The sequence below is a fragment of the Sphingomonas sp. SKA58 genome, assembly GCF_000153545.1.
Lineage (GTDB): Bacteria > Pseudomonadota > Alphaproteobacteria > Sphingomonadales > Sphingomonadaceae > Sphingobium > Sphingobium soli.
Genome location: NZ_CH959308.1, coordinates 302,804 through 320,555, shown reverse-complemented (window position 1 = coordinate 320,555; position 17,752 = coordinate 302,804). Strand labels below are relative to the sequence as shown.

16 protein-coding genes and 1 pseudogene are annotated in these 17,752 nt (G+C 62.5%); 7 read left to right on the top strand and 10 right to left on the bottom strand.

Annotation, left to right across the window (positions count from 1 at the left end; all coding sequences use genetic code 11):
• Positions 1 to 71: 71 nt before the first annotated feature.
• Positions 72 to 2,780 carry a TonB-dependent receptor gene (locus tag SKA58_RS16675; protein ID WP_009823655.1) on the bottom strand — a complete coding sequence of 903 codons (2,709 nt, stop codon included), beginning with the start codon at positions 2,778 to 2,780 and terminating at the stop codon, positions 72 to 74.
• Between the two features lie 267 nt (positions 2,781 to 3,047).
• On the opposite strand from SKA58_RS16675, the gene SKA58_RS16670 reads away from it, so the two are divergent.
• Positions 3,048 to 4,082: a LacI family DNA-binding transcriptional regulator gene (locus tag SKA58_RS16670; protein ID WP_009823654.1), complete on the top strand. Its 1,035-nt coding sequence runs from the start codon at positions 3,048 to 3,050 to the stop codon at positions 4,080 to 4,082.
• A gap of 32 nt (positions 4,083 to 4,114) precedes the next feature.
• Here SKA58_RS16670 and SKA58_RS16665 read toward each other — a convergent pair whose 3' ends face one another.
• From SKA58_RS16665 to cysD, 3 genes are all read right to left on the bottom strand, one after another.
• A complete protein-coding gene (locus tag SKA58_RS16665) occupies positions 4,115 to 4,858 on the bottom strand; it encodes a 3'(2'),5'-bisphosphate nucleotidase CysQ (protein ID WP_009823653.1) in 744 nt (247 codons plus the stop codon).
• 23 nt (positions 4,859 to 4,881) lie between these two features.
• Complete coding sequence (gene cysN / locus SKA58_RS16660; protein ID WP_009823652.1) at positions 4,882 to 6,795, bottom strand: sulfate adenylyltransferase subunit CysN; 1,914 nt, start codon at positions 6,793 to 6,795, stop codon at positions 4,882 to 4,884.
• 144 nt (positions 6,796 to 6,939) lie between these two features.
• Complete coding sequence (cysD, locus tag SKA58_RS16655; RefSeq protein WP_009823651.1) at positions 6,940 to 7,851, bottom strand: sulfate adenylyltransferase subunit CysD; 912 nt, start codon at positions 7,849 to 7,851, stop codon at positions 6,940 to 6,942.
• Positions 7,852 to 7,930: 79 nt separating this feature from the next.
• Between cysD and SKA58_RS16650 the strand changes: the two genes are divergently transcribed.
• The gene (locus SKA58_RS16650; RefSeq protein WP_009823650.1) at positions 7,931 to 9,010 is read left to right on the top strand and encodes a helix-turn-helix transcriptional regulator; all 1,080 of its coding nucleotides are present in this window, start codon (positions 7,931 to 7,933) and stop codon (positions 9,008 to 9,010) included.
• Positions 9,011 to 9,047: 37 nt separating this feature from the next.
• Entirely contained in the window at positions 9,048 to 9,917 is an 870-nt protein-coding gene (locus SKA58_RS16645) for a Rossmann-like and DUF2520 domain-containing protein (RefSeq protein ID WP_009823649.1), read from the top strand.
• Here the strand turns inward: SKA58_RS16645 and SKA58_RS19590 are convergent.
• A complete protein-coding gene (locus tag SKA58_RS19590) occupies positions 9,914 to 10,396 on the bottom strand; it encodes an IS5 family transposase (RefSeq protein ID WP_232209500.1) in 483 nt (160 codons plus the stop codon). The genes SKA58_RS16645 and SKA58_RS19590 overlap by 4 nt on opposite strands.
• 3 nt (positions 10,397 to 10,399) lie before the next feature.
• Between SKA58_RS19590 and tnpC the strand changes: the two are divergent.
• Positions 10,400 to 10,996: pseudogene (tnpC, locus tag SKA58_RS16635) on the top strand (IS66 family transposase); the annotation flags it as partial.
• Positions 10,997 to 11,013: 17 nt separating this feature from the next.
• On the top strand, positions 11,014 to 11,259 hold the full coding sequence (locus SKA58_RS16630) for a hypothetical protein (protein WP_009823646.1): 246 nt from the start codon (positions 11,014 to 11,016) through the stop codon (positions 11,257 to 11,259).
• Here SKA58_RS16630 and SKA58_RS19950 read toward each other — a convergent pair.
• From SKA58_RS19950 to SKA58_RS16610, 5 genes are all read right to left on the bottom strand, one after another.
• Positions 11,226 to 11,504 carry a hypothetical protein gene (locus SKA58_RS19950; RefSeq protein ID WP_156784258.1) on the bottom strand — a complete coding sequence of 93 codons (279 nt, stop codon included), beginning with the start codon at positions 11,502 to 11,504 and terminating at the stop codon, positions 11,226 to 11,228. The two genes, SKA58_RS16630 and SKA58_RS19950, sit on opposite strands and share 34 nt — an antisense overlap.
• Before the next feature lie 160 nt (positions 11,505 to 11,664).
• The gene (locus SKA58_RS16625; RefSeq protein WP_009823644.1) at positions 11,665 to 13,065 is read right to left on the bottom strand and encodes an efflux transporter outer membrane subunit; all 1,401 of its coding nucleotides are present in this window, start codon (positions 13,063 to 13,065) and stop codon (positions 11,665 to 11,667) included.
• 8 nt (positions 13,066 to 13,073) lie between these two features.
• Positions 13,074 to 14,258, bottom strand: coding sequence for an HlyD family secretion protein (locus tag SKA58_RS16620; protein WP_009823643.1), 1,185 nt, complete (start codon positions 14,256 to 14,258; stop codon positions 13,074 to 13,076).
• Between the two features lie 10 nt (positions 14,259 to 14,268).
• Positions 14,269 to 15,954: an MFS transporter gene (locus SKA58_RS16615; RefSeq protein ID WP_232209468.1), complete on the bottom strand. Its 1,686-nt coding sequence runs from the start codon at positions 15,952 to 15,954 to the stop codon at positions 14,269 to 14,271.
• Entirely contained in the window at positions 15,933 to 16,487 is a 555-nt protein-coding gene (locus SKA58_RS16610; protein WP_198005998.1) for a TetR/AcrR family transcriptional regulator, read from the bottom strand. Before SKA58_RS16610 ends, SKA58_RS16615 begins: the two co-directional genes overlap by 22 nt.
• Before the next feature lie 210 nt (positions 16,488 to 16,697).
• Between SKA58_RS16610 and SKA58_RS16605 the strand changes: the two genes are divergently transcribed.
• Both SKA58_RS16605 and SKA58_RS16600 read left to right on the top strand, forming a co-directional pair.
• On the top strand, positions 16,698 to 17,123 hold the full coding sequence (locus SKA58_RS16605) for an organic hydroperoxide resistance protein (RefSeq protein ID WP_037543988.1): 426 nt from the start codon (positions 16,698 to 16,700) through the stop codon (positions 17,121 to 17,123).
• Positions 17,120 to 17,599, top strand: coding sequence for a MarR family winged helix-turn-helix transcriptional regulator (locus SKA58_RS16600; RefSeq protein WP_009823639.1), 480 nt, complete (start codon positions 17,120 to 17,122; stop codon positions 17,597 to 17,599). Before SKA58_RS16605 ends, SKA58_RS16600 begins: the two co-directional genes overlap by 4 nt.
• Positions 17,600 to 17,752 lie beyond the last annotated feature (153 nt).

Here is a 17,752-nt window from a genome sequence, read left to right as displayed (position 1 = left end):
GGGAAATCTCCCTGCTGCAAAAAGCGCCAAACGGCCCGGCGGCGCGAACACCGCCAGGCCAAGTCTACACATCAGAAGCGGTAGTTGAAGCCCGCCATGTAACGCGCGCCGTAGCTTTGATAATTGCGGATCTGGATCGACGCCCCGGTGTCGACCGACACGAACGGTTCATCGGTCAGATTCTGGCCCTGGAGGAAGAAGGACAGGCCTTCCAGTGCGCTGCCCTTCTGGAATTCATAGCCGATCTGGGCATCGACGATGGTTTCACTAAGCGCCCGGCGCAATTCCCGCTCACCGCCGAAACCAACAAACTGGCCCACGAAGGACGACCGATAGCGCACCGATCCACGCGCCGAAAAGCCCCATTTTTCAAAGAAGAGCGTTCCGTTGGCGACCCAGCGCGAATAATCGGGCAGGTCTTCGGCTGACGCCCCGACCCCCGGGCGGATGCTGGTCTTGGTATAGCCTGCGCCTCCGGTCAGACCGAAGCCTTCCAGCGCCGGCGTGATCACTTCGAACGGCACCGTGCCCGCAACTTCAAAGCCATAGAGCTTGCCACCTGAACCATTGACCGGGCGCGTGATGGTGCCTTGCAGGTCGGTGACGCCGGGCGGCAGGATGACCGGCAGGCCGGTATAGTCGAACGGCACCGTCTCCCGGTAGACGTAGCTTTGCAGCTTCTTGTAGAATAGCTGAAGGCCCACATAGCCCTTGCTGCCGAAATATTTTTCGAAATTCATGTCCGCCGCCCAAGCGCGATAGGGGCGCAGCGTGGGCGATCCGCCGGTGCCCGTTATGACGCCGCTGTTGATATTATATCCATAATCCAGGCTGACCTTCATGTCCTCGAAGCGGGGACGCTGGATTTCGCGCGCACCCGACAGGCGGATGACGAAGTCGCTGGGGAAGCGCAGCGACAGGTTGGCACTGGGCAGCACGTCCCAATAGGTCGCGCCCCGCGTCGTCGGCACCAGGTCGGCCGCCGCCAGATTCTGGAATCCGCGCGACTTCTGCTCGGTGTTCTGCGCGAGAACACCGACATTGCCGGTCAGTTCGGCCGACCCCAGGTCCGCCTTGATGTCCGCCATCAAATAGGCGGACATGACCCGTTCCGTTACCGAATAGGCCTTGGCCGGCACATCCTTGCTGGGGTTAGCCGTCAGCACATAGACACCATCCTCCAGCAGCTTGAAGGGATCATAGGACAGGATCGGCCCCACGCCGATGAAGCTTAGGTCCGTGCCGTCCATGCGATATTGTTCGGGCAGCACGAGCGACGTCGCGCCATTGGCCAGGTTTAGGAAAGATTCCTCCGGCGTCTTGGACTTGGTGCGATCGGTATAGCCCAGCCCCGCCGTGATCTTCGACAGGAAGCTGCTTTCAATTTCCTTGCCGAACTCGACCTGGTAGCTTTTCAGCTCATCGTCGATGATCCGGTCGTTATAATAGCCTTCCTGATGCCCTAGCGGCGCGCCCGCGCCCCAGCCAAGCGGATCAGTCAGCACCATCAGATTGGGGTCGCTATAGTCCAGCTGGCTGCCGGTGAAACGCGTGCCTTTTTTCGTGCTGACGAAATCCAGCGTGTCTGTCGCGCCGACGCCGGGACCATAGCCCGTGCCCGCGTTGGTCTCCAGTGACAATTCGCTGCGGTCGGTGCGCGAATAACCAAAATCGAAGCTGGCCGACCAGCCATCGTCACCGGTATATTTCGCGTTGAACCCGCCGGAGAATATCTGCGATGTGCGTTCATAGCCATGGTTGTTCACCACGGCCTCGACATTGGTAAAAGTGCCCTTGTTGATGAAATTGCCGTCGCTCATGGCACTGCCGGGGACCAGCGATGCGCTCGACCAGTAGAGCGGGAATTCAACGCCACGCTTGATCTGCTTGTCCTTGAAATCGCCGTAGAAGCCATCGAAGGTCAGCATCAGTGTATCGGTCGCCTGCATCTGCAGGCTGCCCTGAATGCCCAAGCGCTTGAGCTGCGTTGACACACCGAACGGCTTGATGCCGCCAATGATCTTCTGGCCATCGGGCGTGTCGGCATAGCCCCAGGCTTCGAACTCCTTCGACTGATAGGGTTCGTCGCTATAGGCGACCGAGAGGGCGACACCGATACGGTCGCCGGCAAACTGGTCGACATAGGTGCCGGTCAGGCGATAGCCCATGTCGTTGCTGTCGGCGTTGACCTTGCCCAGGTCTGCATAGACGCCGCGCGCGCCTACAGCGATCAACTGCTTGCCATAATCGAGAGGACGGATGGTGCGAATATCGACGGTGCCGACCAGACCCTGGTGGATCAGATTGGCCTGCGGCGTCTTATAGACGTCGACGCGGCTGACGACTTCGGCGGGATACTGGTCGAACTCGACATTGCGCTGTTCGCCGGTCGAGGTTTGCGGCCGTCCGTTCAGCGTCGTGGAGGACAGGTCGGCGCTGGCGCCGCGGATCGCGATCGAATTGGCGCGGCCGAACAGGCGCTGCGACGTCAGGCCAGGCAGGCGGGCGATGGATTCGCCGATCGACGCGTCGGGCAGTTTGCCAATATCTTCGGCCGACACGGACTCGACGATCGTCTGCGCATTCTTCTTGACGTTGACGGCGTTCTCAAGTGCGGCGCGGAAACCGGTGACGACGATGGTGCTGGCGGGATCATCCTGCGGCGCGCTGTCAGCCTGCGGAATCGCGTCCTGTGCCATGGCCGGAACGGCCGTCGCCGCGACGATGATCGCCAGCATCGAAGCGCCCAGCCAGTGGGCGCGGTCTGTGTGATTAGCCATTATCCTCTCCCCTTGTCACCGTCGGCTCTTGTCCCGGCCGGTGCAAACCCTTCTCGAATGCAGCGTGGCGATGCGGCCACCTGTATGCGTTGGCCGTTTCCTTACGCTGTGGCTGGCCAGGGTCGCCAGATGGCATACGTATACGCATATTATGCGGCCGCGGCCGGACGTGACTCACTGTGGCCATCAGGCAACGCTGCCTAATTGCCTAATCCGCATGACGGTCCTACCAAGAAACAAGCCCTTTCTTCGGGGCGGGAGGGGAATGTGGGACGTCAGCCAAGCAGCAAGCCGACAAGCTTCGATATCGCCTATCTGGCGGGCGTGTCGCAGCCGACCGTCAGCCGTGCGCTGCGCGGCTCGCGCTCGGTCAGCCTCGCGACGCGCCAGCGGGTCGAGGCGATCGCCCGCGAACTTAACTATTCCGTCGACAAGAACGCGTCATCGCTCCGATCGCAGCGGTCGAATACGATCGCGCTGCTGTTTTTCGAGGACCCGACCCCGGACGAATCCAACATCAATCCCTTTTTTCTGTCGATGCTGGGTTCGATCACGCGCCAGTGCGCCGCGCGCGGGCTTGACCTGCTGATCTCCTTCCAGAAGATGGAGGATGACTGGCACGTCCGCTATCAGGACAGTCACCGCGCCGATGGCCTTATCCTGCTCGGCTATGGCGATTATAAGCTTTACACGCAGCGGCTGGAGCAGTTGGTGGGCCATGGTACGCATTTCGTGCGCTGGGGGTCGGTCAGCGACGACAATATCGGCGCGACGGTCGGGTCGGACAATGTCGGCGCGGGTCGTCTGGCGGGCGATCATCTGTTTTCAATGGACCGGCGGCGCATCGCCTTTCTGGGTCATGCCGACGAACATTATCCCGAATTTGCCGATCGCTATCGTGGTCTTTGTGCCGCAGCGGAAGAGCGCGGCATCATGCTCGATCCGCAGTTGCAGGTCGATGCGCTCACGGCGGAGGATGCAGGCTATGCCGCGGCGCGGACGCTGATCGCGCGCGACACGCCCTTCGACGCCATCTTCGCGGCCAGTGATCTGATCGCGATCGGCGCCATGCGCGCCCTTGGGGAGGCCGGCCTTTCCATCCCGCAGGACGTTGCGATCGTCGGTTTCGATGACATTCCGGCCGCCAATCTGACCAACCCACCACTCACAACCATCATGCAGGACATGAAGGGGGCAGGGGCATTGCTGGTCGACACGATATTGGCGCAGGTGGAGGATCGGCCGCCGCCGCCAATGGTGCTGCCGACCCGCCTGGTCGTGCGACGCAGCAGCGACGGTTGAAGCCGGCGGCTCGCCTTGCTTGATGGAACCGCTCAGGCTTTTGGTAGTGTTGCGACAAGGCTCAGCACCCTATCCGCATGCTCCTTACGGCAGATCAGCAGATCGGGCAGATAGACGTTGCGCTGATTGTAGAGGAGGGGACTGCCGTCGATCCGGCTGGCGTGCAGTCCATGGGCGATGGCGACGGCGGCGGGGGCCATGCTGTCCCATTCATATTGGCCACCGCTATGCAGGTAGATATCGGCCTGACCCAGGATCACGGCCATGGCCTTGGCGCCCGCGCTCCCCATGGGCACCAGATCAGCGTCCAACGCTTGCGCGACCGCGACCGCTTCGGCGGCCGGGCGAGTGCGGCTGACCACCATGCGCAGCTTTTCGGGGGCAGGGGGCACCACTATGGGCTGGTCGGATCGCAGCACCGTGCCGCCATCCAGCCCAGGCAGTGCCACCGCCCCCAGAGCGGGCGCGCCATCAACGGCCATGCCGACATGCACCGCCCAATCCGACCGCGCCTCGCCATATTCGCGCGTGCCATCGACGGGATCGACAATCCAGACGCGGCTCTTGCCCAGCCGTGCCTCATTGTCCTTTTCCTCTTCGGACAGCAGGCCGTCATCGGGCCGGGCTTCACGCAAGGCGTGACACAGGAACTGGTTGGCGGTCTGATCGCCCGCCTTGCCCAGCGCCTTGGGGCTGAACAGACCCGACGATCGAACCTCGACCAATATGCGCCCGGCCACCTGCGCCAGATGCGCGGCCAGATCGCCGTCGCTCATCGCCCTGGGATCGGGAGCCTGGCTCATGGGATCAGCCTTGCAACAATCGCATCGGCGGCTTCGTCGGCAGTCATGGCGGTGGTGTCGATCCGCATTTCCGGGTCGTGCGGCGGCTCATAGGGGCTGTCGATCCCAGTGAAATTTTTGAGCTCGCCCGCCCGCGCCTTCTTGTAGAGACCCTTGACGTCGCGGGCCTCCGCCTCGGCGAGTGGCGTGTCGATATGCACCTCGAAAAACTCGCCAGGCTGCATCATCTGCCGCACCATGTCGCGTTCCGACCGGAAGGGGGAGATGAAGGCGGTGATGACGATCAGGCCCGCGTCCGTCATCAGCTTGGCCACCTCACCCACCCGGCGGATATTTTCCACCCGGTCGGCATCGGTAAAGCCCAGATCCTTGTTCAGGCCATGGCGCACATTGTCGCCATCCAGCAGGAAGGTGTGGCGGTTCATTCGCGCCAGCTTCTTTTCCACAAGATTGGCGATGGTCGATTTGCCCGCGCCCGACAGGCCGGTGAACCACAGCACGGCGGGGCGCTGGTTCTTAAGCCGCGCGTGGAAGTCGCGGCTGACATCAGTGGCCTGCCAATGAACATTCTGCGCGCGGCGGAGGCTGAAATGCAGCATGCCGGCGGCAACTGTCGCATTGCTGATCTTGTCGATCAGGATGAAACCGCCCAGCGTCCGGTTGTCGGCATAGGGTTCGAAAACGATCTGCTTGTCGGTCGACAGATTGGCGACGCCGATGGCATTCAAATCCAGCGTCTTGGCCGCCAGATGCTCCATCGTGTTGACGTTGACCTGATATTTGGGTTGCTGGATTGTCGCCGTCACGGTCTGCGTGCCGATCTTGAGCCAATAGGCCCGGCCGGGCAGCATTTCCTCGTCCGCCATCCACACGATGGTCGCTTCGAACTGATCGGCCACCTGGGGCGGGTTGTCCGCCAGGGCGATGACATCGCCCCGCGAACAGTCGATTTCATCGGCAAAGCACAGCGTTACCGATTGTCCGGCCACCGCTTCGTCCAAATCGCCGTCCAACGTCACGATCCGCGTAACGCTGCTGGTCTTACCCGATGGCAGCACCCGCACGCTGTCACCGGGCCGCACCGTCCCGGTGGCGATCAGGCCGGAAAAGCCGCGAAAATCCAGATTGGGACGATTGACCCATTGCACGGGCATACGGAACGGCTTGTCCGCGTCCGTCGCGCTGTTGACCTCCACCGTTTCCAGATGCTCGATCAGGCTTGGTCCCTGATACCAGGGGGTGTTGGGGGACAGTGTCGTGATATTATCGCCCTTGAATCCCGAAATCGGCATGGCAGTGAACGCCGCGATGCCGATCGACTTGGCGAATGCGGTATAGTCCTCGACAATGGCGTCGAACGTCGCCTGGTCATAGCCGACCAGGTCCATCTTGTTGACCGCCAGCACGATGTTCCGAATGCCAATCAAATGCGCCAGATAACTGTGGCGGCGCGTCTGGGTCAGCACGCCCTTGCGCGCATCGATCAGGATCACCGCCAGGTCGGCCGTCGACGCGCCCGTCACCATGTTGCGGGTATATTGTTCGTGCCCAGGCGTATCGGCGACGATGAACTTGCGCTTCTCAGTGTTGAAGAAGCGGTAGGCGACGTCGATCGTGATGCCTTGTTCGCGCTCTGCGGCCAGGCCATCGACGAGAAGGGCGAAGTCGATCTCCGCTCCCTGGGTGCCGACCTTCTTGCTGTCCGATTGGAGGGCTTCCAGCTGATCCTCGAAGATCATCTTGCTGTCATAGAGCAGCCGCCCGATCAGCGTCGACTTGCCGTCATCCACCGACCCGCAGGTGATGAAGCGCAGCATGGTCTTATGCTGGTGCGTTTCAAGATAGGCGTCGATATCCTGCGCGATCAGGGCGTCGGTCTGGTAGATGGGTTCTGCAACGGTGTCGGTCATGTCGTCTGTCCCGTCATTCTATTCCGTCGTGCCGGCAGGCGCTGGCATCTCGGGGTTCGGGGGGAAAGGTTTGCCTGAGGCGTAAGGCACCGGCCTGCGCCGGATTGGCCGTGTCGTCATCCGCGTTGCGGATGACGGGTCGCATCAGAAATATCCTTCCTGCTTCTTTTTCTCCATGCCCGCGCCGCCGGCATCCTTGTCGATGGCGCGACCCTGGCGTTCGGATGTCGTGGTGAGCAGCGTTTCCTGGATCACCTCCGGCAGCGTCTTGGCCTGGCTCTCCACCGCGCCGGTCAGGGGATAGCAGCCCAGCGTGCGGAACCGGACGGAGCGCATGACCGGTTCCTCGCCCGGCTGCAGGGGAAAGCGGTCATCATCCACCATCAGCAACATGCCATCGCGTTCTACCGTCGGGCGCTTATCGGCAAAATAGAGCGGTACGATCGGCACGTCGTTCAAATGGATATATTGCCAGATGTCGAGTTCGGTCCAGTTACTGATCGGAAAAACCCGGATGCTCTCGCCCTTGTTCTTGCGCGCATTGTAGAGGTTCCACAATTCAGGCCGCTGGTTCTTGGGGTCCCATCCATGGCTGGCCGTCCGGAACGAGAAAATACGTTCCTTGGCGCGGCTCTTTTCCTCGTCGCGTCGTGCGCCGCCAAAGGCCGCGTCGAAGCCATACAGATTGAGCGCCTGCTTCAACCCTTCCGTCTTCCACATGTCGGTGTGCAGCGGTCCATGATCGAAGGGGTTGATCCCCCGGTCCTTGGCCTCGGGGTTCTGGTAAACCAGCAATTCCATCCCGCTTTCACGCGCCATCCGATCGCGCAGATCGTACATCGCGCGGAATTTCCACGTGGTGTCGACATGCAGCAGGGGGAAGGGAGGCGGCGAGGGGTAAAAGGCCTTGCGCGCAAGATGCAGCATCACCGCGCTGTCCTTGCCTACTGAATAGAGCATCACCGGCTTTTCCGCCTCCGACACCACTTCGCGCAGGATGTGGATGCTCTCTGCTTCGAGGCGTTCCAGATGAGTCAGGGTCTTCTTATCAAGCATGGTATCTCCACGGCAAGGACGGCCCCCTGTCGCATCATCCTGCACCTATTTGACCTCCCATATGGGAGTGTGGCAGAAAATGTTGATGCGGATGATGAATACTGGTGAAGCGGACCTTTTGGCCGCACTGCATGACGGCCTGTCGGATCAGCCGCTATGGAGCCGTTTTCTTGGCCTGCTACAAGGCGCCGCGGGCGCTGCGACGGCCAGCCTGATTGTGCGCCCCAAGGAAGGACCCGCGGTGCACTTCCATGCCGGGGATAGCCTGCCGCTGGCGCTGCAAGAGTATTTTACCAGGGATGATGATGCCGCCCGGCTTTTGCGGGAAGGGCGCGTCTATGCTTGGGACGAGTTGACCGCCGCCGATCAGGGCGTGCCAACCCTCGCGACGCTGGAAGGATTTGGCTTTCGCCATTTGCGGACCCTGCGACTGACGGATGCAAATGATGCGCACGCCTGGCTGACGATCGCCGGACCCCGCGACATGGGCGCGGCAAGCGCAGCCCTGCTCAGCCGCCTGGGACCACATCTTAAGATTGCCCTCAACAATCTGGCGGCGCTGGAGCGGGAAAGACGGCGGGCCTCCATCTCGTCCGAAATGATCGGACGCCTGAATTTCGGATGGCTCACTATCGACGCGCGTTGCCGCATCATCGACCAGTCGGCCAATGTCCAGGACATACTGCGCCGCACCGCGCTGCTGCGTCATGGACGCTATGACCGGCTGACCTTTGCGTCGGCCGCGATCGACAGGGATGTGGCCGCGTTGGCCAAGGCCTTTGCGCAAAACCCCCACATCCGCCCCCGCGCCTTTCGCTTGTGTCAGGACCCCTGGATGGACATGTTCGTGACCGCCATACCCGATCGCCAGCCTTCGGGCGCGTCGCGAGCGGTGGCGATGCTGTATCTGAGCGGCGATCGCTGGTCCCGTGATGATAGGTGCGAGCAGTTGATCGACCTTTTCGGTCTCCTGCCAAGCGAGGCCCGTCTAGCCTGGGCCATGGCGCAAGGGCGCAGCATTGCGGAGGCTGCGCATGATCTTGGCCTCACCACCGAAACCGCCCGCAACTATTCAAAGAAAATCTATGCCAAGACGGGGGCGGGGGGGCAGGCTGACCTCGTGCGCATCATCTTCACCAGCGTGCTGGCAATTATCTGACATCGCGCCGCGCGGGTGCTGTGATAATGATAGCGCCATGACAAGTCATATCTATCAGCGTATTGGGATCGTCGGCAACGGCAGGGTCGCGTGCGCCATGGGGCTCGCGCTCGCCGTCCACAGCGCCCATCCGCCTTGCATCTGGGGCCGCGATAAAATGCGGGCGCGCAATGCTGCTGCGATTGTCGGCGGTCATGTGGTCAGCAACGCTGCCGAACTGATGCAACGCTGCGATCTGGTGCTGTTGGCGGTCTCGGACGATGCGATCGCCTCGGTCGCGCAGACTTTGTCATCTTCGCCATGTCCTTCACCTGCACCCTTTTGCATTCATTTAAGCGGTGGGAGCGGCGTGTCGGTGCTTGACCCACTGCGCGCGGCAGGCGCGTTGACCGCAGCGATCCACCCGGTGATGACCTTCACCGGCGATGCCGCGGCGGAAGTCACGCTCATGAAAGGCGCGAGCTTCGCAATCACGGCATCGAAACCCGCCGCGATTGCACAGGGCCGCGCGCTTGTGACATTGCTTGGCGGCGTCGTCGAGATTGTCGAGGAAGATCACCGTCCCCTCTATCATGCCGCGCTGTCGCATGCCGCCAATCATATGGTGACCCTGCTGGCTGGCGCGACCGACGCGTTGGCTGCGGCCGGGGTCCAGGATCCCGCCGCATTGCTTGCGCCGCTCGTCCGCGCGACGCTGGATAACAGCTTGTCAAAAGGATTTGACGCCCTGTCGGGTCCCTTGTTGCGTGGCGATGCGCAAACCATCCATCATCATCTGACTGCGCTGGCGCGGGCCTGTCCCGATTTGCTGCCCGCCTATCGCGCCATGGCCCAGGCAACGCTGGCGCAGATGGAACGGCGCGGCGACCGTCCCGTCAACCATGTCTTGCACGACCTGCTGGACTAGGCGGCGTGGACAAATTTGAGCCAGTACCTGGCGGTGGCGATAGCGCGGTTGATCTTGAACTGTCCGGACATTCGCTCGATGCGGTTGCGCTGCCTATAGAGCGCTCGGTCATGCTCGATTTTTACGCGTCGGTTTGACCGTCCGGGGATGACGGCCTCGATTTTCCGTTGGGCAAGGTCGGCGCGGATGGCGTCGGCATCGTAGCCCTTATCGGCAAGCAAAGCATCCGGCGTGCGCTCAGGCAGGCCGATCAGGGCGTCATAGGCCTTGCAATCAGCCGCTTCGCCAACCGTTAGATGGAAGGCGAGCGGTCGTCCGAGGGCATCAGCCAGACAGTGAAGCTTACTGGTGAACCCGCCCCCGCGAGCGGCCAAGAGCGCGTCGATGAGTCCCCCTTTTCCGCCCGCTGCCGATACGTGGGCGCGGACTGTGGTGCTGTCGATGCTGTAGTGGCCGCTGTCCGCCATGACCTCGGCCAGCGTCACGCGCGCAGGAAGTTCTTCGAACTTGCTCACGTCGAGGGCGCTGCGCGCAAAAAGAGCCGCGGCGAGCGGACTGGCCCCATCTATCCGATTGCGCTGGAGGCGGTGCAGAAGCTGGACGCCCTGTTCGACGTTGAGCGCGGTATCAACGGCAAGACACCAGCGGAGCGGCTTGCCGCGCGTCAGGAGTTGAGCGCGCCGCTGATGGCCGAACTGCACGACTGGTTGAACGCCCAACTCGCCAAGCTGTCGCGTAACCATGATCTCGCCAAGGCCATCAACTATATGCTCCGGCGCTGGGACGCCTTCACCCGCTTCCTCATCGATGGCAGGGTATGCCCCACGAACAACGCAGCGGAACGGGCGCTGCGCTGTGTGCCACTCGGGCGGAAAGCATGGCTATTTTGCGGCTCCGATCGCAGCGGTCAGCGCGCCGCCATCATGTTTTCATTCATTCAGAGCTGTCGCCTCAACGACGTCGATCCCCAGGCTTGGCTCGCTGACGTCCTCGCCCGCATCGCCGGTCATCCGGCTAATCGGCTTGGCGATCTACTCCCATGGAATTGGAAACCAATAGCGTTGAAGCTGGAGTCGTGATCTAATAGCATCACGGCATGGAATTTGGCCCGCAACCCGAACTGATTGAATCCTCTCTCTGCCGGTCCATCGAACAGGCGGGCGTACGGCTGACCATCAACATCGTGCGGCCCGTCACCGAGCGCGGTTGGTCCCTCGAGGTCGTCAACCAGCACGGCACCTCGACGGTCTGGGACAATCTATTCGCCACCGACCGCGATGCCGATGCTGCATTTCGCGATGTGCTCGCTCAAGAAGGCGTCGAGGCCTTCCTCGGCAAGTAAGATGCCAAATCCCCCAGCAAACCGTCAATAACCGCGGTCCTCACCGGATGCGTACAATTCGCATACGGTGCCGCACTGTTCATACCTGCGGTCAAATCGGCTTGCGCCACCTCGTTGAGCATCAGCAAAATCCCACTGCCAACAATGGCAGTGTCGTAGGCCATCAAAACATGGCTGCCCATGTGGGGTGCTTGCACCGCTAACGCTTTAGCAATAAGCGGCCATTCCGATTGCAGCCAGGTCAAGGCGGCGGGCCGTCGCTGTTCTCGAGCGACCACAACGACCTCAATCCCGCCAAGGCCAGACCAGATGTGGATTCGGCCGTCTCGAGCAGCCCGACGATGATAGGGCGGTCCACGGCTGGCTCCAACACCATCACCGCAATGCAATGTTCCTTCTAGGTCCTCACCGGCGGGTTGCAACATCGGCCGGACTAGGCCGCTGCCACCCGCCTCCGAGCGCCCGGTACAGCATCACAACGTTTTCAAGCTGCGACTGGCGCACGGAGATGGCGTCGAGTTCGGTCGCGTAGAGGTTTCGTTGCGCGTCAAGCTGCTCGAGATAGGACGCGTAGCCCCCCTGATAGCGATCGGTCGCGAGCGTCACCGAGCTTTGCAGAATGGCCAGGCGATTACGAATCCGCTCGATCTGCTCGGCATAGCGCGTGATTCCGGTCATCGCAGTTTCGACTTCCGCGAACGCGGTAAGCACCGTGCTGCGATAAGCGAACGCGGCCTGGTCGCGCTGCGCAGCGGTGGCATCGACTTGCGCGGTCAGGCGGCCGCCGGCGAAAATCGGTGCGAGCACGCTGCCGCCAACGCTCCAAACCGTGATCGGATCATAATCGAATGCGTTGACGAAGAGCTGCCCGAGAGTAGCCGAGAGGGCCACTTGCGGCAGGAACGCGGCGCGGTCGGATGCCAGCGCCGCATCGGCGGCGGCAACGGTGAGTTCCGCGCTGGCGATGTCGGGGCGACGACGCAGCAGATCCGAAGGCAGCGTAACCGGCACTTCCGGCAGTGAGAAATCACGAAGGCTTCTTCCCCGGACTATGGCGCCCGGCAAATCCCCCGTCAGCCGGCTCAATGCATTTTCCTGCGCTTGGATCGCAAGCCGGAGTTGCGGGATCGACTGCTGGACCGCCTCGTATTCGGACTCGGCCTGAGTGAGTTCAAATTGTGAGGTATAGCCGACCCGCGCCTGGTCGGCGGCGAGCCGCAGGGCTTCGGCGCGCGACGTGACGGTCTGTTCCGATACGAGCAACTGGGCATCAAGTGCGAGCAGGCCGATATAGGCCTGAGCGACCTCGGCGGAGACCGTCAGGGCAGCCGCGTCGCTATCCGCCTGGCTCGCGACGTAGCGAAGCCGCGCGGCGTCGGTGAGCCTCGAAAGCCGACCGAAGAGATCGACCTGCCAATTGAGTTGAGCCTCGGGCTGCAAGGCGGTGCTCGTGGTCACTCCCGTGGCGCTGAGCGTCCGCTCACGCTGCCCGCCAGCGACGGCGTCGAGTGTGGGCAGCACCGCCGAGCGAGCCAGCTGGATTGATGCCCGAGCCTCCTGCACCCGCGCCGCGGCCGACAGGACATCGGTGTTGCGGGCGAGAGCGCGATCGATCAAGGCTGTCAGCTTGGGATCGTGAAACGCCTCCCACCAGTGTGGGTCGATGGTGGCGTTCCCAGTCGCGCCATTGCGCCACGCGACTGGCTCGGTGATCGCTGCCGAAGCGGGCGGAGGCACATGGGCAGGCATACACCCTGCAAGAGCGAAGATGACCAGCGTCGCTGCGGTCTGACGCGTACCCTTCATCGGGCCCCTCATCGGGCGCTGCCCTCACCCGAAGCGCCCGCCGTCTCGACTCGCGTGACGACCGACATGCCGGGGCGCAACCGCTTCGCTAGCGGCTGGCCCGGATCGATCGTGATCCGTATCGGGATACGCTGCACGACCTTGGTGAAATTGCCGCTGGCGTTGTCCGGCCTGAGCACGCTGAACTCCGATCCAGTCGCCGGTGCGAAACCCTCGACATGCCCGGCGAGCGGCTCATTCCCCAGCGCATCGACCTTGAAAGTGGCGACCTGGCCGGGCCGAATCGTGCGGGTCTGCGTTTCCTTGTAATTGGCGATGATCCAGAGGCTTTCGGGAACCAGGAACAGCAATTGCGATCCGGCCGAGACGTACTGGCCCTGACGGACACTCGCCTCGCTAAGCTGTCCGGCCATGGGCGCATAGATGATGGTGTTGGCGAGGTTGATCCGCGCGAGATCGCGTTGCGCCCTGGCGGTTTTTACCTGTGCTTCGAGGCCGAGCCGTGACACGCGCGTGGCTTTCACCGTCTCCTGCGCGATGCGAATGGCGGCGCGCGCCTTCAGCACGTTCGCGGCGCCCGATCGCGCGGTCGCGCGGATCTGGTCACGTTCTCGCAGTGATACCGATCCGCGCGTGGCCAGGTCGTTGACGCGCTCCTCGTCGGCTCGGGCCCGGTCGCGCTCGGCCTCGGCAGCGTAAAGGTCGGCGCGGCGGGCTTCGACGTCGACAAGGTTCTGCGCGATCGTCTGCGCGGCATTGGCAAGGTTGGCTTCGGCCGCATCGAGCTGGCCTTCCGCCTGTTCGAGCTGCTGGCGGTAGATGCGGTCATCGATCCGCAGCAGCGGCTGACCTTCCTTCACATGCTGAAAGTCGCGCACCAGCACCTCGGCGACGTAACCGTTCACTTGCGGGGACATGACGGTGATCTGACCGCGGACATAGCTGTTCTCGGTGACGACGACGGTGGTCGTAAATGGCCAGATCCGCCACGCCGCGAGGATCAGGAGCACCCCGATCAGCGCGACGCCAGCCATGATCAGGACGGTAAGGCGCCGTGGCTTGACGGTCTTGGGAGGCTCGGTTGCTGCGGCTGCCGCGTCCGCATTCAACGGTTGACCGCTCGCATCCACCAATGTGGACGTGTGTTCGTCGGGCTCGTCTTCCTCCGGACGGATGATCGGCGTGTCTGCCATTGGGGTTCTTTCAGATCGGGGCCGCCGCGCCGGTCGACGGACCGGCGGGAGCTGGGGGATTGGCCTTTGCCTGGATGGCGATACGAAGGACGTGGAACAGCGACCAACTCAACAGGAGCAGCGCCAGGATACCGTTCAAAAGGAACACGTCGTTGAACGCCCGGACGTTCGCCTCGCGGGTCGATGTCTGTGCGAGCAGGGCTGTACCCTGCGCCTGGCGCAGCACGGGATCCGACATGACCTGGCCGTAGACCTGGCCCTGGATCTGGAGCCGCTGCGCCACGATCGGGCGGGTGGGATCGACACCGGCGTTGATCGTCGCCGAATATTCGTGCTCTCGAAATTGCTGGAAGGTGCCGAAGATCGCGGGTCCGGCCAGGCCGCCGATGGATTGGCTCACGCCGAACAGCACGGCGAAGCTCACGATATAGTTCGGCCCGTTCTTGAGCGCGCTCATGACGCCGACGAGCAGCAGCGGACCCATGAAAAGACCGGCGGCCGTGGATATCACGAACTGGCTGAGGAACATGTCGTGCGGGCGGGTAAGGCTAGTGGCATTCCAGTCGAGCAAGCTGCCGATCGCGATCAGCGCCACCGACGCCAGGATCTGCGGGATCACCGCCTTCTGGTTGAAGGTCAGCGCGCTGGTGCCGATCCCGACCACCAGGCCGAGCAACATGACGGCATACAGCGGCTGTAACTGATCTGGGCCCATGCCCAGCGTCCGCAAAAGGCCTGTTGCACCATAGGTCTGCTCGGAAAGAAGGAAGCGGATTCCCAGCGCACCGATCGCGAAGCGGATCGTGGACGCCGTGCCCAGCCAGCGCGTCTGGATCAACGGATTGGCGCGGTGGTGCTCCACCACGACGGCGGCGACCAGCAGCACGATGGCGGCGACCAAGGCGCCGGCTATCCAGGGCTGCGCGGTCCACCACTGCGTCCGGCCCTGTGCCAGCACCGCGACGATCAGCGCAAGCGCAGGCGCCAGCAGGGCGAAAGTCAAGAAGTCGCGTCCTTCGAATACCTTGATGCGGATACCGGGTGGCAGCTTGAGCGAAACCACCGCGGCCAGACAGCAAAGCGCTAACCCGGTTTCGAACAGGTACAGCGTCCGCCATTCGCCCAGATCGAGCAAGGCTGGCGAGAGGAGCCAGGCCAGCGGCGTCGCCAATTGCGAAATGCCCAGCCCGATTACCAGGCCCTGACCGAGCTGGGCCTTGGGAAACGCCTGCAAGGTGTAGAATATTGCGAGCGTGCTGATCGTCGCGCCAGCGAACCCGCTGACCGCGCGAGCCAGCAACGCTGTGGCATAACTATCCGCGAACAGGTGCAGGATGGTCGCCGCGACGTACAATGGCAGGCCGATCTCGGCAAACAGGCGTAGCCCGAATTGCTGGCGGAACTTGAACAGGATCAAGCTGGTCGAAATGTTGACCATCAGATAGGCGGCGGGAAGCCAGGCGGCTTCTACTGGCGTCAGACCCAGAGAGCCCTGTATGTTCTGCAGATTGGCGCTGACGAGGGCGTTGCCCAGACCACCGGTAATTCCCAGCAAGAACGCGATCGCGATGTAGGCCGCACGGACCGGCGTGCTATGCTTCGGCGTCGATGGCGATCCCGGCATCGACGGCTTTTCGTCGTCGGTCCAGTTGGGGGTGGGTTCCAACGGCGCGTTCATGACAGTGGGCGCGGCCATAGTCCCTCCCCTATCAGTTCCCTCATCCGTTCGATCATCCGATGCCGTGCCTCGCTGTCGGGCTCCCTGATGGAGCTGCCGAGCATGGCCATGACCAGGAACATGTCCGAGGGCTTGAGATCGGGGCGGCATGTGCCTTCTGCGATCGCCTGCCGGATCGGCGCCTCGAACACCGCGCAAAACCGATCGATAAGCTGCCGCGCTTCTTCCGTTCGGGACGAAGCGACCCGCCAGACATCAGCCAGAAACGGGTTTGCCGTGAGGGACCGGACCAGGTGATCGAAAATGTCTTGCAAGGAGGCGCTACCATTTCCGGTCTCCACCAACACCGCGAGGCTATCGAGGCTCTGCGATCCTACCGCCAGCGCGAGCGATGCGCGGTCCGGAAAATGCCTGTACAAGGTGGCACGGCCAAGGCCTGACCGGGAGATAACGAGTTCAAGAGGTGCGGTGATGCCATGCAAGAGAAACACCTCTCGCGCAGCTTTCAACAATGCCTGACGGTGGCGCTGTGCATCGATCCGGAAAGTCACCACACCTTAAGCGGACAAAATCGTCCGATTGTCAATCAATCTGTTTCGAAAAGGCGCGTCGCGCCCCCGACGCCCTATTCTGCTGTCGCCTCCATCGAAGCTCGTCGCCTCCCACGGCCACGGCTTCTAGCCGCAAAATGCAAATCTATTGCTGGCAATTAGATTGCTTACAATCTACATGTTCGTGCATGTTGAATGGAGTATGACACGATGAACCATCTTTACACGACCAAGGTAACCGCCATCGGCGGCCGGAGCGGAAGCGTCCGGAGCGAGGACGGCATTCTTCACCTGGCCCTCGCGCTGCCCAAGGAACTGGGCGGCAAAGGCGGTGCCACCAATCCCGAGCAGCTGTTCGCAGCCGGATATGCGGCTTGTTTCGAGAACGCGGTGATTCACGTCACGCGCGGCCAGTCGGACAAGGTGCGCGACGACGACATCGAAGTGGTGGGCGAGGTCAGCATGCTGGCCAACGGCGACGGTGGGTTCAAGCTGGCGGTGAAGCTTGACGTTGCGATCGCCGGGCTCGATCAGGCGAAGGCGGAAGAGATCGTCGAGGCCGCACACGCGGTCTGTCCCTATTCCAACGCGGTTCGCGGCAATGTCGACGTCGCACTGACCGTCACCACCCGATGAGCAAGGCCGTGGCGACGCAGGCGGGCGAAGACGATCCGCTGTTGCTTGATCGGCAGGTGTGTTTCCCGCTCTACGCCGCCACGAACCTGCTTAACCGGCTTTACGGCCCGGTATTGGCCAAGCTGGGCCTGACCTACCCGCAGTATCTGGTGATGCTGGTGCTGTGGGAACACCGGGTCCAGTCGGTGGGGGAACTGGGTGCCCGCCTCTATCTGGACAGTGGCACACTGACCCCGCTGATCAAGCGCATGGAAGCGGCAGGGTTCGTGACACGCAGGCGCGATACGACGGACGAGCGGCGCGTGCTGGTGGAACTGACGCTCGCTGGGACGGCCCTGCGCGCACAGGCGCTCCACGTACCCGAGACGATGGCCAACGGATACCGCCCCGACGACGTGGATGCGTTGCGCGAAAGCGTGCGCCAGTTGGTCTCGACCCTTGCCCAGCACAAGAGCAGGCCCGCAGCGGCGGATTGAGTGGGGACGTGACTCTTTCGCCGCACTCGCGATCCTCGATAAGGCAACCTGCGGAACTGCCCCGGCCGGTGCACTGTTCCGGCTAGGACGATCCAGACCGATCACGGCTATAGGGGTATCCCTATGGAGTCAGACCATAATCTTGTGATCTTA

Excerpts from the sequence above, each read along its gene's own strand:
- SKA58_RS16675 (WP_009823655.1), bottom strand. The coding sequence starts at position 2,780 with ATGGCTAATCACACAGACCGCGCCCACTGGCTGGGCGCTTCGATGCTG.
- SKA58_RS16665 (WP_009823653.1), bottom strand. The coding sequence starts at position 4,858 with ATGAGCGACGGCGATCTGGCCGCGCATCTGGCGCAGGTGGCCGGGCGC.
- cysN (WP_009823652.1), bottom strand. The coding sequence starts at position 6,795 with ATGACCGACACCGTTGCAGAACCCATCTACCAGACCGACGCCCTGATC.
- cysD (WP_009823651.1), bottom strand. The coding sequence starts at position 7,851 with ATGCTTGATAAGAAGACCCTGACTCATCTGGAACGCCTCGAAGCAGAG.
- SKA58_RS16650 (WP_009823650.1), top strand. The coding sequence starts at position 7,931 with ATGTTGATGCGGATGATGAATACTGGTGAAGCGGACCTTTTGGCCGCA.
- SKA58_RS16645 (WP_009823649.1), top strand. The coding sequence starts at position 9,048 with ATGACAAGTCATATCTATCAGCGTATTGGGATCGTCGGCAACGGCAGG.
- SKA58_RS16630 (WP_009823646.1), top strand. The coding sequence starts at position 11,014 with ATGGAATTTGGCCCGCAACCCGAACTGATTGAATCCTCTCTCTGCCGG.
- SKA58_RS16625 (WP_009823644.1), bottom strand. The coding sequence starts at position 13,065 with ATGAAGGGTACGCGTCAGACCGCAGCGACGCTGGTCATCTTCGCTCTT.
- SKA58_RS16620 (WP_009823643.1), bottom strand. The coding sequence starts at position 14,258 with ATGGCAGACACGCCGATCATCCGTCCGGAGGAAGACGAGCCCGACGAA.
- SKA58_RS16615 (WP_232209468.1), bottom strand. The coding sequence starts at position 15,954 with ATGGCCGCGCCCACTGTCATGAACGCGCCGTTGGAACCCACCCCCAAC.
- SKA58_RS16605 (WP_037543988.1), top strand. The coding sequence starts at position 16,698 with ATGAACCATCTTTACACGACCAAGGTAACCGCCATCGGCGGCCGGAGC.
- SKA58_RS16600 (WP_009823639.1), top strand. The coding sequence starts at position 17,120 with ATGAGCAAGGCCGTGGCGACGCAGGCGGGCGAAGACGATCCGCTGTTG.